General features: G+C 69.0%; 15 protein-coding genes. 7 read left to right on the top strand and 8 right to left on the bottom strand.

Annotated features, from left to right (window positions below):
- Positions 1-41 precede the first annotated feature (41 nt).
- The 4 genes from LCL61_RS24445 (at position 42) to LCL61_RS24430 (ending at position 2,548) form a co-directional block, all read left to right on the top strand.
- Positions 42-1,307 carry an FAD-dependent oxidoreductase gene (locus tag LCL61_RS24445; protein ID WP_340681871.1) on the top strand — a complete coding sequence of 422 codons (1,266 nt, stop codon included), beginning with the start codon at positions 42-44 and terminating at the stop codon, positions 1,305-1,307.
- Positions 1,304-1,474, top strand: a complete 171-nt coding sequence (locus tag LCL61_RS24440; protein ID WP_340681870.1) for a hypothetical protein — start codon at positions 1,304-1,306, stop codon at positions 1,472-1,474. Before LCL61_RS24445 ends, LCL61_RS24440 begins: the two co-directional genes overlap by 4 nt.
- Positions 1,475-1,564: 90 nt before the next feature.
- Positions 1,565-2,023, top strand: a complete 459-nt coding sequence (locus LCL61_RS24435; RefSeq protein WP_340681869.1) for a GreA/GreB family elongation factor — start codon at positions 1,565-1,567, stop codon at positions 2,021-2,023.
- 81 nt (positions 2,024-2,104) lie between these two features.
- Positions 2,105-2,548 (top strand): DUF6389 family protein, encoded by a 444-nt coding sequence (locus LCL61_RS24430; protein WP_340681868.1) that lies wholly within the window; start codon positions 2,105-2,107, stop codon positions 2,546-2,548.
- Between the two features lie 76 nt (positions 2,549-2,624).
- Here the strand turns inward: LCL61_RS24430 and LCL61_RS24425 are convergent, their stop codons facing one another.
- From LCL61_RS24425 to LCL61_RS24415, 3 genes are read right to left on the bottom strand one after another with little or no spacing between them, the layout of a single operon-like run.
- Positions 2,625-4,802 carry a xanthine dehydrogenase family protein molybdopterin-binding subunit gene (locus LCL61_RS24425; protein WP_340681867.1) on the bottom strand — a complete coding sequence of 726 codons (2,178 nt, stop codon included), beginning with the start codon at positions 4,800-4,802 and terminating at the stop codon, positions 2,625-2,627.
- On the bottom strand, positions 4,799-5,761 hold the full coding sequence (locus LCL61_RS24420; RefSeq protein ID WP_340681866.1) for a xanthine dehydrogenase family protein subunit M: 963 nt from the start codon (positions 5,759-5,761) through the stop codon (positions 4,799-4,801). The genes LCL61_RS24425 and LCL61_RS24420 overlap by 4 nt, the downstream gene beginning before the upstream one ends.
- Positions 5,748-6,200: a (2Fe-2S)-binding protein gene (locus LCL61_RS24415; protein WP_340681865.1), complete on the bottom strand. Its 453-nt coding sequence runs from the start codon at positions 6,198-6,200 to the stop codon at positions 5,748-5,750. Before LCL61_RS24415 ends, LCL61_RS24420 begins: the two co-directional genes overlap by 14 nt.
- 222 nt (positions 6,201-6,422) lie before the next feature.
- Between LCL61_RS24415 and LCL61_RS24410 the strand changes: the two genes are divergently transcribed.
- Positions 6,423-6,998, top strand: coding sequence for a TetR/AcrR family transcriptional regulator (locus LCL61_RS24410; protein ID WP_340681864.1), 576 nt, complete (start codon positions 6,423-6,425; stop codon positions 6,996-6,998).
- A 50-nt stretch (positions 6,999-7,048) separates the two neighbouring features.
- Here the strand turns inward: LCL61_RS24410 and LCL61_RS24405 are convergent, their stop codons facing one another.
- The gene (locus LCL61_RS24405) at positions 7,049-8,788 is read right to left on the bottom strand and encodes a pyruvate dehydrogenase (RefSeq protein ID WP_340681863.1); all 1,740 of its coding nucleotides are present in this window, start codon (positions 8,786-8,788) and stop codon (positions 7,049-7,051) included.
- Between the two features lie 258 nt (positions 8,789-9,046).
- Positions 9,047-9,637, bottom strand: a complete 591-nt coding sequence (locus LCL61_RS24400; protein WP_340681862.1) for a cysteine hydrolase family protein — start codon at positions 9,635-9,637, stop codon at positions 9,047-9,049.
- A 120-nt stretch (positions 9,638-9,757) separates the two neighbouring features.
- Between LCL61_RS24400 and LCL61_RS24395 the strand changes: the two genes are divergently transcribed.
- Positions 9,758-10,714, top strand: a complete 957-nt coding sequence (locus LCL61_RS24395; RefSeq protein WP_340681861.1) for a helix-turn-helix domain-containing protein — start codon at positions 9,758-9,760, stop codon at positions 10,712-10,714.
- A 452-nt stretch (positions 10,715-11,166) separates the two neighbouring features.
- Here LCL61_RS24395 and LCL61_RS24390 read toward each other — a convergent pair whose 3' ends face one another.
- Positions 11,167-11,532 carry a metalloregulator ArsR/SmtB family transcription factor gene (locus LCL61_RS24390; RefSeq protein WP_340681860.1) on the bottom strand — a complete coding sequence of 122 codons (366 nt, stop codon included), beginning with the start codon at positions 11,530-11,532 and terminating at the stop codon, positions 11,167-11,169.
- A 267-nt stretch (positions 11,533-11,799) separates the two neighbouring features.
- Between LCL61_RS24390 and LCL61_RS24385 the strand changes: the two genes are divergently transcribed.
- A complete protein-coding gene (locus LCL61_RS24385) occupies positions 11,800-12,459 on the top strand; it encodes a hypothetical protein (RefSeq protein WP_340681859.1) in 660 nt (219 codons plus the stop codon).
- A gap of 14 nt (positions 12,460-12,473) precedes the next feature.
- On the opposite strand, the gene LCL61_RS24380 is transcribed toward LCL61_RS24385, so the two are convergent.
- Together LCL61_RS24380 and map are read right to left on the bottom strand one after the other, a co-directional pair.
- Positions 12,474-12,623 carry a hypothetical protein gene (locus LCL61_RS24380; RefSeq protein WP_340681858.1) on the bottom strand — a complete coding sequence of 50 codons (150 nt, stop codon included), beginning with the start codon at positions 12,621-12,623 and terminating at the stop codon, positions 12,474-12,476.
- A 486-nt stretch (positions 12,624-13,109) separates the two neighbouring features.
- Positions 13,110-13,916 carry a type I methionyl aminopeptidase gene (gene map / locus LCL61_RS24375; protein WP_340681857.1) on the bottom strand — a complete coding sequence of 269 codons (807 nt, stop codon included), beginning with the start codon at positions 13,914-13,916 and terminating at the stop codon, positions 13,110-13,112.
- Between the last annotated feature and the right edge of the window lie 22 nt (positions 13,917-13,938).

Below are 13,938 nucleotides of genomic sequence, written 5' to 3'. Positions count from 1 at the left end.
ATCCTGACCGCGACAGCACCACTCGTGCAGCGGAGGAATTCATGGGCGAGCTCGACCGGATCGACGGCGGCCCGCGTTCGGCGATCGTGATCGGAGCCGGCGTGGTCGGCCTGTCGACCGCGTGGTTCCTGCAAGAACGCGGCGTCGGCGTCACGGTGCTGGATCGCGAAGGCATCGCGGCGGGAGCGTCATGGGGCAATGCCGGCTGGCTCTCCCCTGGCCTCGCGATCCCGCTCAACGAACCCGCCGTCCTGCGCTACGGGCTGCGTACCCTGCTGGACCGGCAGGCACCGCTGCACGTCCCGCCGTCCCCCGATCCACGACTGTGGTCGTTCCTCGCCCGCCTCGCCGCGAACTGCACCGGGCGATCGTGGACCCGCGCGGTCGAAGCGAACTCGCCCCTGAACGAAGAGTGCCTGGAAGCCTTCGACGTCCTCACCGCGAACGGGGTGGACGCGCCGACCATCGAAGCGCCGATCACAGCGGCGTTCGAGACCGCGGACCAGGCCTCGGCGCTGATCTCCGAACTGCGGCGCATCGCGGAGACGGGGCAGGACATCTCCTGGACACGACTCACCGCGGCCGATCTCGCCGAGCGGTTCCCCCAGGCCACGGCCCGGCTCGGCGCCGCCGTCCGGATCGACGGTCAGCGCTACGTGGACCCTGGCCGGTTCGTCGAGTCGCTCGCACGGGCGGTGGTCGGCCGGGGCGGCACGATCCGCCACAAGTTCGAGGTCGCTTCCCTGCGCGCGCACCGGCACGCGCTGAGCGTGCGCTCGAAGACCGGCCAGACGGTGAACGCCAACGCGGTCGTGCTGGCGACCGGGGCCTGGCTGGGTGACCTGGGCCGGAAGTGGGGAGTCAAGGTCCCCGTCCGCGCCGGACGCGGCTACTCCTTCACCGGGCCGACCGACCGCCCGGTGCCCGGCCCGCTCTACCTGCCGGACATCCGTGTGGCGTGCACGCCGTACCGGGACGGCCTCCGTGTGGCCGGGACGATGGAGTTCCGGAAGCCGGACGCGTCGCTGGATCCGGCCCGGATCGCCGCGATCATCGCGTCAGCACGGCCCTTCCTCACCGGCCTGGACTGGGAGGGGCGCACCGACGAATGGGTCGGCTCCCGCCCGGTCACCACCGACGGGCGGCACGTGATCGGCGCGACGAGCACCCCGGGGCTCTACGTCGCCGGTGGGCACGGGATGTGGGGACTGACCCACGGCCCGATCACCGGACGACTCCTGGCCGAGCACATCACCACCGGCAAACAGCCTGAGGCCCTGCGCCCGTTCGACCCGCTTCGCCGATGACTCCGGACAACGGAACCCCGCCGACTGAACAGTCCGAAGTGGACCGTCTTCGCGCCGAGAACGCCCTCCTCCGCGCCGAGAAGGACCTTCTGCTGAAGGCCGCGATCGGGTTCGCCACCGACGCTGGCGTCTTCCGGCACAAGTCACCCGAACCCGAGGCCCGCTGACCGACGCGGGCTTCACCGAAGGTCTGTGGGGGTCGGGCCGTTTCCGCACCCGGCCCCCACAGACGTATCCCCCGAAAGGCGATCACCATCATGTCGACCGTCTCGTCAGGCCAATGGCTGACCCGGGAAGCGCACGCGCGCCTGGTGCGGGAACTCGCCACGTTGCGGCGCCCCGGCACCGGCGGCCGGTACGGCGACGACGAAATCGCGCACAACACCCACCGGCAGGCCCGGATCCGCCAGATCGAGGACATGCTGCGCGGCGCCGTCGTCGGACAGGATCCTCCCGACGACGGGATCGCCGAGCCCGGCATGGTGCTCACCGTCCGGTACGACGACGGCGACACCGAGACCTTCCTGCTCGGCACGCGGGACGAGGCCGGCCACGGCGCACTCGAGGTCTACTCCCCCGACTCCCCGCTCGGCCGCGCGCTTCACGGCGCGCAACCGGGCGAGAGGCGGGAGTATCGCGTGCCCAGCGGCGGGGCGGTGCGCGTCACGCTTCTCGACGCCAAGCCTTACGGGCGCCATCGGGCGACCGCGCATTGACGGACCGGCGATGCCGAGTTCCGGGGTCATGAGTGACAAGGGGCGCTAGTCCGGTCACACGGGCGCGCTAAATTGTCCTGTGTGGACCAGGATGAGTACCGCCGGAGACTGCGCCGCGTGCTCGACGCGCATTCCGAAGACGTCGCCACGAAGCTGAGGAGGATCGTCGAGGCGATCGGGGACACCGTCGAAAGCCTGCAGATCGAGGTCTTCCCCGACCAGGACGGCGAGGGCACCTTCGACGTCTGGGCCAGGTTCGAAGGCCGGGATTCCTACGTGCTGAACAAACCGATCGACGAACACCGCCATCTGTTCGGCGTCGTCCACCACGAAACAGGCTGGGAACCCGACGTACCGCCGCTTCCGCGAGGGCTCTCGGCGGACCTCGTCGTCGACACGGCCGCCGACTGGATCGACTCGGTGTGGACCCGGACGGTCAGCCGGCCGCTGTCGATTCCGGTGGAGGTCTCCTCCCCGGACGGTTACGGCACGGCCACCCCGATACCGCGGGTACGCCCGATGTGACGTGGCTCAGTGACCTCGGCGACCGTCGCGATCGTGGAGATCCGGGACGTCACGTGTCCCGAATCTCCACGATCTCCTAGGACTCGTCGAGGAGGTCCTCGATGAGGATGGGGATGTGCCGGACCCGGATGCCGGTGGCGTTGTGGACGGCGTTCGCGACGGCCGCCGCCATCCCGACGATGCCGATCTCGCCCAGCCCCTTCGCGCCGACCGAGTTGTGCAGGGTGTCCGGGTACTCGAGGAAGTGGACGTCGACCTCGGGGATGTCCGCGTTCACCGGGATCAGGTAGCTCGCGAAGTCACCGTTGGCGAATCGCCCATTCTCCTCGACCTCCAACCCCTCGTGCAGGGCTGCCGAAACACCCCAGATCATGCCTCCGAGGATCTGGCTCCGAGCCGCCACGGGGTTGATGATCCGGCCGGCGTCGAACACCCCGAGCATGCGGGACACCCGGATCTCGCGGGTCCACTTGTGCACGCGGACTTCGCAGAACTGCGCACCGAACGAGCTGAACGAATGTTTCGTCAGCTCCTCGCCGGGAGCCGAGGAACCGGTCACGGACAACGAGGGTCGGCCCAGTGCCCGCAACAGTTCCCCGAAGGACATCGTCCGGTCTCCAGCCAGCACCCGGCCGTCCGCGTAGGAGACGTCCATGCCGTCGAACGGCGCGCCCAGTGCCGACGCCAGTGCGAGCAGCTCGTCGATCGCCTTGGCCGCGGCGATCATGATGGCCGTGCCCGCGCTCGCGGTCGCCGTGGAACCGCCGGACATGCCTCCGGGCGGCAGGGTCGAATCGCCGAGCCGCGGCACCACCCGGTCCGGCGGGATGTCCAGCGACTCCCCGCCCACCAGCGAAAGCACGGTCAGCAGGCCCGTCCCGGGGTCCGCCCCGCTGGTCGCGACGACCGCCGTGTCGTCGGGCAGCAGGGTGATCCCGACCGTGGCCGGGAACCGCAGCGCGGGGAACATGGCGGTGGCCGTGCCCATGCCCACGAGCCAGTCGCCGTCCGTGCGCCCGTGGGGCGCACGATCCGCCCAGCCGAATCGCGCCGCGCCGACGCGGAAACATTCGTCGAGGTGTTTGCTCGACCACTGCAGATCCTTGCCGGGCGGAGCGGTCGAATTGTTCCGCTGCCGCAGCTCGATCGGGTCCATGCCCAGTGCGACCGCGAGTTCGTCGATCGCGCTCTCCAGCGCGAAGGATCCCGGTGCCTCACCCGGCGCCCGCATGAAGGTGGTCGGCGGGATGTTGAGCGGCACCATCTTCTGGCTGATGGCCAGGTTCCGGGTGGCGTACCACTCGCGCGACGTGCCGTGTGACGTCGGCTCGACGAACGACCGGTCCAGGGGCGTGCTGCACCACGAATCGTGCCGCAGCGCGTTCAGCGTGCCGTCGTGCTCCGCGCCGAGGGCGATCTTCTGCACCGTCGCGGCGCGGCCCGCGGTCGCGGTGAAGACCTGCTCCCGGCCGAGCACGGCTTTCACCGGCCTGTCCAGCACCCTGGCCGCCGCCGCGGCGAGGAACGCCGGGGTGGACGTGCGGCCCTTGCCCCCGAACGCGCCGCCGACGAAGGGATTCACCGCGTGCACCTCGGACGGCTTCGTGTCCAGCGCCATCGCCAGCTCCGCCGCCTGGAGGTTGGATCCCTGGTTGCCGCTGTGGATCGTCAGGCCGTCGGGCCCCCACACCGCGACCGCGGAATGCGGTTCCATCGCGGCGTGGTGCTGAGGCGCGGTGGTGTACGTGGCTTCGACGACCACCGGGCTCTCGGCGAGAGCGTCCTCGATGGACTCGACATCCGGGGCGAGCACGGCGAGAGCCGACGGGCCACCGTCTCTCGCGGCGGGCGGCTCTTCGGCCGAGGCGAGGCCGTCCTCCAAGGACGTCTGGGCCGGCCTGGTCAGGTAGGAGACCTCGACCAGCATCGCCGCGTCGCGCGCCTGCTCGTAGGTCTCGGCGACCACGAACCCGATCGGCTGGCCGTAGTAGGTGACTTCCTTGTCCTGCAACGGAACCCAAGTCTCGCCCATGAACGGCGTGGCCGGAGTGCGCAGTTCCAGCGGATCGAAGGGCGTGTACACGCCGACCACGCCGGGCGCGCCCTTCGCCGCTGTGACGTCCATCGTGTCGATCTCGCCGTGGGCGATCGTGCTGAGCACGACGTAACCGTGGACGAGTCCGGGGAAGGTGTGGTCCGCCCCGTACTCGGCCCGGCCGGTGACCTTCAGCGGCCCGTCCACCCTGCTGGTCATGAGCGGCTCCCCTCGGTCAGTTCGAGCAGCGCGCGGACGATGGTCCGCCGCAGCAACGACGTCTTGAATCCGTTCGCGGCCAACGGGCGTGCGCCCTCGGCGGCGAGTGCCGCGGCGTCTTCGAAGGCGGCGACCGTCGCGGGCGCACCCCGCAAGGCCTCCTCGACCGCGGGCAGCCGCCACGGCACGGTGGCCACGCCGCCTGCCGCGACCCGGGCGTCGACGACGCGCGAGTCTTCCACCCGCAGCGCGACCGCCGCGGAGCACAGCGCGAACTCGTAGGACTGCCTGTCCCGCACCTTGACGTAGGTGGAGTTCGACGCCCAGTCCAGTCGCGGGACCTCGACCTCGGCGATCAGTTCGCCGGGCCGCAGGTCGTTCTCGAGCTCAGGAGTGTCGCCGGGGACGCGATAGAAGGAGCCCAGCTCGACGGTGCGGCTCCCGGTCTCGCTGACCAGGCGGAGCCGCGCATCGAGGGCGACCAGTGCGACGGCGACGTCGCTGGCGTGGGTCGCCACGCACGAATCGCTCGTGCCCAGCACCGCTTGCATCCGGTTGGCGCCCGAGATCGCCGGGCAGCCGCTGCCGGGGATTCGCCGGTTGCATGGCATGGCGACGTCGCGGAAGTACGAGCAGCGCGTGCGCTGCATGAGGTTGCCGCCGATGCTGGCCATGTTCCGGATCTGCTGGGAGGCGCTGAGCAGCAGCGCACGGGAGATCGCCGGGTACACCCCGGGATGTCCGGCGATGTCGGCCATGCGCTCCAGCGCCCCGAAGCGGAGCCCGTCGGTGGTGTCGATGCCACGCAGCGGTACCGCGTTGATGTCCAGCACCTGCGGTGGTGTCAGGACATCGAGCTTCATCAGGTCCACGAGTGTGGTCCCGCCCGCCAGGAACGTGCCGGACGAGCCGACCGCGTCTTCGACGGTCTCGGGTGCGAGCAGCTCAAAGGGACGCATCGGCCCTCCTCACCTGCTCGACCGCCGCGACGATGTTCGGGTAAGCCGCGCATCGGCAGAGATTGCCGGACATGAACTCCCGAACGTCCTCGACGCCTTGCTCGACGGCGGCGACGGCCGACATGATCTGCCCGGACGTGCAGAATCCGCACTGCAGGGCGTCCTGATCGACGAACGCCTGCTGAACCGGATGCAGCCCGTCCTCTGTGGACAGTGCCTCGACCGTGGTCACCGGCTGCTTCACGGTGGCGGCCAAGGTCAGGCAGGAGAGCACCGGACGGCCGCCGACGTGCACCGTGCAGGCGCCGCACTGCCCTCTGTCGCAGCCCTTCTTCGGGCCCGTGACGGCGAGCCGCTCCCGCAGCGCGTCGAGCAGGGTCACCCCGGGATCGACCCCGAGATGTTCCGTCCTGCCATTGACTTCGAGTGAGATGTCCACTGGATCTCTTTCCGCAGATCGTCCGGGCCGGGCCCGACGGCGTAGGTTGAGGTGGTGGGAAGTCCGTTCGCGAAGTGAAACGGATATTCATCCGCTTCGATTTTCAAGCTAGCGGATTACAATCCGCTCGGCAAGGTCGATGCTCGCCCTGGAGCCGCTCCAGGTCCTACGGGCTCCTCGGCTACATTCACCGGAGAACGAGGTCGGCGGACAGGAGGGACCATGACGACGGGATCGGTCAATCCCCGGCGTGCGGACACCCGCCGCAATCACGAGCGCATCCTCGCCACCGCGGCGAAATCGCTGGCCTGTTCCGGCGAAGTCTCGTTCAACGCCATCGCGAAGGAGGCCGAGGTCGGCGTCGGCACGGTGTACCGGCACTTCCCCACGCCGGAGGCCCTCATCCTGGCGGTGTACCGGCGTGAGGTGCGCCAGCTCGTCGAGATCGTGCCGAACCTGCTCGAGAAGTACGCACCGGAGCAGGCGTTCCGCGTGTGGACCACCGACCATCTGGCGCACTACATGATGACCAAACGCGGCCTTGCCGACGCCCTGCGCGCCGCGACCGCCTCACGCGGGGAACTGCCCGCAGGCGCCTACCAGGACATGGTCGGCGCGGTTTCCACCTTGCTGCAGGCCAATGTCGACGCCGGCACCGTCCGCGCGGACCTCGCGCCCGAGACCGTCCTGCGTGGACTGGGCGGACTGCTGTACCTCGACCCGAAAGGCGAATGGCGCCGCGACGTCGCGAGCCTGCTCGACCTGCTATGGCGCGGGATGGGCACCGACCGGGCCTGATGGTCCACAGTGGACTCAGTCGGACCGAGGTGGCACGAACACCGCGGACGTCACGGCCGGGGGATGTTGCGCAGGTTGGCCCGGGCGAGGTCGATCATCCGGCCGACCCCGCCTTCGAGAACGACCTTGCTCGCGGCCAAGGCGAATCCGCCGAGCTGACCGGCGGTGATATGCGGCGGGACGGACAGGGCGTTCGCGTCGGTCACGACGTCCACCAGTGCCGGGCCGTCGTGGCTCAGCGCTTCCTTGAGCGCGGCGCGCAACCGGGTCGGGTCGGTCACCCGCTCGGCGCGCAGGCCCGCACCACTGGCGATGGCGGCGAAGTCGACCGGACGGTGGTCGGTCTGATAGTCGGGCAGGCCGTCCACCAGCATCTCCAGCTTCACCATGCCCAGCGAGGAGTTGTTGAACGTCACGATCTTGACCGGGAGGTCGTGCAAGGCCACGGTGAGCAGTTCGCCGAGCAGCATGCCCAGCCCACCGTCGCCGGACATCGACACGACCTGGCGTCCCGGATAGGCGAACTGCGCGCCGATGGCGTGCGGCAGGGCGTTGGCCATCGTGCCGTGCAGGAACGACCCGATGACCCGGCGGCGCCCGTTGGGGGTGAGATACCTGGCCGCCCAGACATTGCACATGCCGGTGTCGACGGTGAAGATCGCGTCGTCCGCGGCCAGTTCGTCGAGGAGATCCGCGGCGAACTCCGGGTGGATCGGCACGTGCCGCTCGACGTTGCGGGTGTAGGCGTCGACGACCTGTTCGAGCGTTTTGCAGTGATCACGCAGCATGCGGTCCAGGAACGTCCGGTCGGTCTTGCGCCGCAGGAGCGGCAGCACGGCGCGCAGGGTCTCCCGCACGTCGCCATGGACCGCCAGTTCCAGCGGGGTGCGCCTGCCGAGGCGGGTCGCGTCGTGGTCGACCTGCACGGTCCGCGCCTGGGGAAGGAAGGAGTCGTAAGGGAAATCGGTGCCCAGCAAGACCAGCAGATCCGCGTCGTGCATCGCCCGGTAGCAGGCGCCGTAGCCGAGCAGCCCGCTCATCCCGACGTCGTAGGGATTGTCGTACTGGATCCATTCCTTGCCGCGCAGGCTGTGGCCGACCGGCGCCTGCACGGTCCCGGCCAGCTCCATCACCTCCGCGTGCGCGCCGCGCACCCCGGCGCCGGCGAACAAGGTGACGGTCTCGGCGTCGTTGATCAACTCGGCGAGCCGTGTCACCTGGGGTTCGGGTGGCATGACCGTCCCGTGCTCGGTGACCGGCGTCCCGGTCCCCGTTGGCGCGACGGCGTCGAGGTGCGCGACGTCGCCGGGCAGCACCAGCACCGAAACCTCGCCGCGGGACAACGCGTGCTGCATGGCGATCCGCAGCACCCTGGGCATCTGAGCGGGCCTGCTGATCTGTTCGCAATAGCCACTGCAGTCGACGAACAGCCGTTCGGGATGGGTCTCCTGGAAGAACCCGGTCCCGATCTGGCCGGACGGGATATGCGAGGCGAGCGCGAGCACCGGGGCGCCGGTGCGGTGGGCGTCGTAAAGCCCTTGCACCAGATGGGTGTTGCCGGGGCCGCAGCTCCCCGCGCACACCGCGAGCCGTCCGGTCAGCTGGGCCTCGGCGGCCGCGGCGAAGGCACCCGCCTCCTCGTTGCGGACATGGACCCACTCGATGCCCGGGGTGCGGCGAATCGCGTCGACGACGGGGTTGAGGCTGTCTCCGACCACGCCGTAGATCCGTTCCACCCCGGCCTGCACCAGGACTTGGACGAACTGCTCGGCGACGTTGGGCTTGGCCATCACGACCCCTTCGATGCTTCGGCGGCGAATACCCTCATGATCCACGTGCGGGCCCCACCTCGCAGCGGTGGGAGTGGACTCGCCAAGGACCGGCGGAGGCATGACCGCGTCGGTGCCATTGCCCCTTGCTCGCCCGAAGTACATGAAGGAGCCCTTCCTGTACCTAGGCGCAAGAAAGGGGGCCTTCACGCGGAGCTGCTGTGACTGCTGGTGGACGTGGCGCTTGCCGGGTCCGTGAAGGCACGGCCACGCCCGGTCCTAGCCGAGTTCCGCCGAGGAACCGACGACGACGGCGTAGAGATCACCGATCGTCGCGAGCGCCGCGCGGTGCTGTTCCGAGGCGGTCACCGGACCGGCGACGGAAGGAAGCGCGCGCGTGGCACAGGCCGCGGCGACCACGGTCGGGGTGTTCCCGCGCAGGAACGCGCCCTCCGCGGTGAACGTGACGCACATATGGGTCATGAACCCGGCCACGACGACGTCCTGGTGCCCTGCGGCATCGACCAGCTCCCCCAGCCGGGTTCCGACGAACGAATTCGGCGCGGTCTTCACCACGACCTCCTCGCCCGGAACGGGGGCGACACGTTCGTGGATCCGGCCGATGTCCTGCCGGAGGTCGTACGGGCTGCCTTCGCCGCCGTCGTGCATGACGTGGATGACCGTCGCGCCCTCGGCACGAGCGCGCTCCAGCAAGGAGGCCGCCTCGTCGAGTGCCGCTCCCCAGCCGTCGAGCTCCATCACGCCGCGTGTGTAGGTGTTCTGGTAGTCGACGAGGATCACGGTCGCGTCCGAGAGCGTCGCGGGGGTCGTCGGCAAGGTGCTGATTTCGCGGAGGGTGGTGCTGGTCATCGTGTGTTCCTTCGCTTTCCGGTCGGTGCGGCTACCATGATTGCTGACCCGATCCGATAGTGAGATACGGATTCGGGTCAGCTGTGGTCGAGATCGGCCGACATCCGCGGGAAGGGAACGATGAGCGCTCCGAGTGTGGCCGTCCTGGCGTTCGAGGGGATCAGCCCGTTCCATCTCGCCGTGCCGTCGCTGGTATGGGGACCCGAATCCCCGGCGGGCGACATGGAGCCGTGGCCGATCACGGTCGTCGCCGTCGAACCGGGCAGGCTCACCACGAGCGCCGGTTATTCGATCGACGTTCCCGCCGGTCTCGGCACCCTCGCGGAGGCCGACATCGTCGTGGTGCCATGGTGGTCCGACCCGGAAACCTCGGCGCCCTCGCCCGTGGCCGCCGCGTTGCGAGCCGCGCACGAACGCGGAGCGCTCGTCGTCGGGCTCTGCCTGGGAGTCTTCGCTCTCGCGGACGCGGGCATCCTCGACGGGCGCGCCGCGACCACCCACTGGAAATGGGTCGAAACCTTCCGGAGGCGCTTCCCCTCGGTGGAACTGCGTCCAGAGGAGTTATACGTCGACGAAGGTGACGTCGTGACCGGCGCGGGCGCGACCGCTGGGATCGACACGTGCCTTCACCTGCTCGCCCGCACGGCCGGGCAGGTCGTCGCCAACCGGGTCGCCCGCCGGATCGTCGCCGCGCCGCACCGTCCCGGTGGCCAGGCCCAGTTCATCGAACTGCCCGTCCCCGCCGCGGACGAGGATCCGCTCACCACCGTGATGAGCTGGGCGCGGTCTCATCCGGACGCGCAGCACAGCATCGACGACCTCGCCGCCCGGGCGCATATGAGCCGCAGCACCTTCACTCGCTCGTTCCGCGCCCGCACCGGGACCACCGTCCACAGCTGGCTCGTCGCACAACGCCTCGCCCGGGCGCGCCAACTCCTCGAGACGACCTCGCTCGGCATCGACGCGGTCGCCGCGCAGTCCGGCTTCGGCACCCCTGCCCGTCTTCGCGAACACTTCGCCACCACGCTGGGCACGACGCCGACGCGCTACCGAGTCGAGTTCTCCGCCCCGCGCTGATCGCCACGAGTTCGACACGCGGGCCGCCCGAGGCGAGAGAAATCCTTTTCTCGTCCGATCGTGGGAAGGTGAAATCCTTATTTCGCAACCGGCGGGACTGAGTGCGCGCGGAAAGAGTCGTGTCATACACTCGGCTTTTCGCATCAGCTAATGGTTCACCCCCGAGGGTGAGCTCTATCGAGTGCATTGCCCGGCGGAACTGGATCGAAGAAGCCGTTCCGGGGCAAGATGACCGGGCACGAAGACCGGCACGACGGAGGACCATGTGGAGCTGTGCGGAACCCCCATCTTCGACTCTCTGGTCGAGGAGACGAGGAGGACGGTCGCCGGAAATGGCACGCTCCCCCGCGATGACAATTCAGAATCGAGCGAGCAACGCACGGACGCCGTCGACGAAAACAAATGACGATCACCTGACGCCATGAGCGAGCGAAATATACCGTTTTCGATTTTCACCCTTTTTCAGGTGAAGACACACCACCGGAAAATCCGGCGGAATTCTGCAGATCGTCGAGCAACCCCAGCCGGCCGGCGATGACCCCGGTCAGGATCCCGCGAGCGACGGTGAGCAGTTCGGTGACCGACGGACTGCTCAGCGAGTAGGAGACGGTCGCGCCTTCCTTGCGGGGCACCACCAGGTTGGCGCGACGCAGGACGGCGAGCTGCTGCGACAGGTTGGCGGGCTCGATGCCGAGGTCGGCGAGCAGCTCCGAGACGTGATGCTCCCGCTCGCTGAGCAGTTCGAGCACGCGGATCCGGACGGGGTGCCCCAGCGTCTTGAAGAACTCCGCCGTCGCCTGATACAGGGGGCTGTTCATCGGCATCCCTTCCCCGCAGGTCCAGCCGTCCGCACACCCCTGATCGTGCCCGATTTCCGGAGTCGCCGAACCTCATCCCGCGCCGATCGGGCACGACCACACCCGATCAGGGCACAAAAACGCATTATTTGAGCACCAGCACAAGTTCACGAATTGCATATTTATGCAAGTCTGCATATCAGAGAAGGTGAGAACACCTGTGAGTCACGGCATGCGGGATTCCGCGAGCCTCTTGTCGATCCCCCGGCCCGCTACGAGGGGTGGACGGTGACCACCCGCCACTCCATCCCCACCGCCGCCACCCGGGCTCACCTGATCCTCGCCGCGCACGCGGCGGAGCTGGCCGATCTCGCCGCGAACGCCGCCCGGGAGGACGCGTGCTCGACGCGGGATCATTCCGGCCTGATCGGGATGGCACAGCAGGTCCTCGAGGCGGCGGTGGTCGCCGCGAGGCTCGACGGGAAGACTTGGCAGGAGATCGCATACGGACTCGACGGCGCGACCCCGCGGTCCGTGCGGACCCGGTACTGGCCCTCGGTCGCGCGGTTCCGCGCGGTTCCCTTCCCCTCGCAGAACGCGCGCCGCGAGGGTGCGCCGGAACACACCGAGCAGACGGACTTCCACCTACGACGGCTGCCGACTCCGGAACAGCGACCCGACACCGCCGAGTCCGGGACGGAACCGGCCCGTTCGCCGGCCGGGCACCTCGCCCTGGTCACGATCCCGGCTGAACAGGGCGAAGGCGAAGCGGTGCGCGAACCGGCGGCCGCGGACGCCCGGCTGAAGATCGCGGAAAGGCTGGTCGCCGCCTACGAGCGGATCGCGACCAACGACCGTCAGCCCCCGCAATGGATCCTCGACGGTCTGGCCCACGCCCGCCGCACGGCCGCGGAACTCCGTGCCCACACGGGCACGCCACCTGAATGACTCTCGGCGGGAAGCTACACCGAGGTCGCGAGACCGGCTTCGCGGTCGAAGTCGTGCTCATCCTCGCTCTGCGTCCGCGCCACCATCTTCGCGACCAGGTCGAAGATCGGCGTGGCTTCCTGCGGGAAGGTCACGCTCTGCTGGTTCGCGCTCTCGGCGATCATGAACCGCTACTCCTCATGGGTGATGACAACAGCGACCATTCACTCTAACGGTCGCGCCGTGACGACGGGCCGTATTCGGAGTTTTCGGTCGAACATCACCCAGGGGCGACCAGGACGGAGGCCGGGCGATGCCACACCGCCCGGCCTCCGTGCCGGTGACGCCGGCGTTCGCGAAGCACCGGTTGGTCCCATCCCGTCGCCGAACGAGATGTCCGGCTTCACGAGATCATCCCTGTTGCCACAGGCGATGGTGTTGATGACGAAGGCCGATGATCGCCCGGTTGGGTGGCCGGACGCGAGCGAGCCTATTCACGCCGGCGGCACCGGAGAACGAAAACCCCGCGAGGCCGCCTGGTACGCACACCGGCACTGGCCGCAAAGGCAAACGGGCTCAGGAACCCTTTGTGGACACACGGTCGGCCGCAACGAAAACCCCGCGAGGCCGCCTGGTACGCACACCGGCACTGGCCGCAAAGGCAAACGGGCTCAGGAACCCTTTGTGGACACACGGTCGGCCGCAACTTCGTCCTCGCGCCTGGTGAGCACGAGCGGAGCGCCCTCGGTGATCGCCACCGTGTGCTCGGAATGGGCCGCGCGGGAACCGTCGGCCGAGCGGATGGTCCAGCCGTCGTCATCGAAGACGATCCGGTCGGTCGTGCGGGCGAACCAGGGTTCGAGCGCGACGGTGAGTCCTGGTTGGAGCTTCAGGCCACGGCCCGCCTTGCCCTTGTTGGGAATGTGGAGTTCCTCGTGCATGGTGCGGCCGATGCCGTGGCCACCGAACTCGGTGTTCACCGGATAGCCGTGGGCACGGGCCACCGCCCAGATGGCCGCGGAGATGTCGCCGAGGCGATTGCCCGGACGCGCGGCCTCGATCGCGGCCTCCAATGCCTCCTCGGTGGCGCGGACGATCCGCAGATCCTCCTCGGCGGGCGTCCCGACGATGACCGTGCGCGCCGAGTCGGCCGCCCAGCCGTCGATCTTCACCGCGAGGTCCGCGGTGAGCACGTCGCCGTCGCGCAGCGTGTAGTCGTGGGGAAGGCCGTGCAGGACGGCGTCGTTGACCGCCAGGCAGATCACGTTGCGGAACGGGCCTTTGCCGAAGGACGGCGCGTAGTCCCAGTAGCACGACTCCGCGCCCCGCCGCTCGATCATGCCGCGTACGTGGTGTTCCAAGTCCATCAGGTTGACGCCCACGTTCGCGAGGTCGCCGACCTCGGTGAGCACTTCGGCGACGAAACGCCCGGTCACGTGCATGCGCTCGATCTCGGCGGGCGTCTTCAGTTCGATCATCGGATCCTCGTGTCACTGGTTG

The organism is Amycolatopsis coloradensis, from assembly GCF_037997115.1.
GTDB classification, from domain to species: Bacteria; Actinomycetota; Actinomycetes; order Mycobacteriales; family Pseudonocardiaceae; genus Amycolatopsis; species Amycolatopsis coloradensis_A.
This window is presented reverse-complemented; position numbering and strand designations above follow the sequence as displayed.

What these genes read in the sequence shown, in the direction of transcription:
- LCL61_RS24445 (WP_340681871.1), top strand. Translation starts at nt 42, where the DNA reads ATGGGCGAGCTCGACCGGATCGACGGCGGCCCGCGTTCGGCGATCGTG.
- LCL61_RS24390 (WP_340681860.1), bottom strand. Translation starts at nt 11,532, where the DNA reads ATGAACAGCCCCCTGTATCAGGCGACGGCGGAGTTCTTCAAGACGCTG.
- LCL61_RS24395 (WP_340681861.1), top strand. Translation starts at nt 9,758, where the DNA reads ATGAGCGCTCCGAGTGTGGCCGTCCTGGCGTTCGAGGGGATCAGCCCG.
- map (WP_340681857.1), bottom strand. Translation starts at nt 13,916, where the DNA reads ATGATCGAACTGAAGACGCCCGCCGAGATCGAGCGCATGCACGTGACC.
- LCL61_RS24425 (WP_340681867.1), bottom strand. Translation starts at nt 4,802, where the DNA reads ATGACCAGCAGGGTGGACGGGCCGCTGAAGGTCACCGGCCGGGCCGAG.
- LCL61_RS24435 (WP_340681869.1), top strand. Translation starts at nt 1,565, where the DNA reads ATGTCGACCGTCTCGTCAGGCCAATGGCTGACCCGGGAAGCGCACGCG.
- LCL61_RS24440 (WP_340681870.1), top strand. Translation starts at nt 1,304, where the DNA reads ATGACTCCGGACAACGGAACCCCGCCGACTGAACAGTCCGAAGTGGAC.
- LCL61_RS24400 (WP_340681862.1), bottom strand. Translation starts at nt 9,637, where the DNA reads ATGACCAGCACCACCCTCCGCGAAATCAGCACCTTGCCGACGACCCCC.
- LCL61_RS24420 (WP_340681866.1), bottom strand. Translation starts at nt 5,761, where the DNA reads ATGCGTCCCTTTGAGCTGCTCGCACCCGAGACCGTCGAAGACGCGGTC.
- LCL61_RS24410 (WP_340681864.1), top strand. Translation starts at nt 6,423, where the DNA reads ATGACGACGGGATCGGTCAATCCCCGGCGTGCGGACACCCGCCGCAAT.
- LCL61_RS24380 (WP_340681858.1), bottom strand. Translation starts at nt 12,623, where the DNA reads ATGATCGCCGAGAGCGCGAACCAGCAGAGCGTGACCTTCCCGCAGGAA.
- LCL61_RS24405 (WP_340681863.1), bottom strand. Translation starts at nt 8,788, where the DNA reads ATGGCCAAGCCCAACGTCGCCGAGCAGTTCGTCCAAGTCCTGGTGCAG.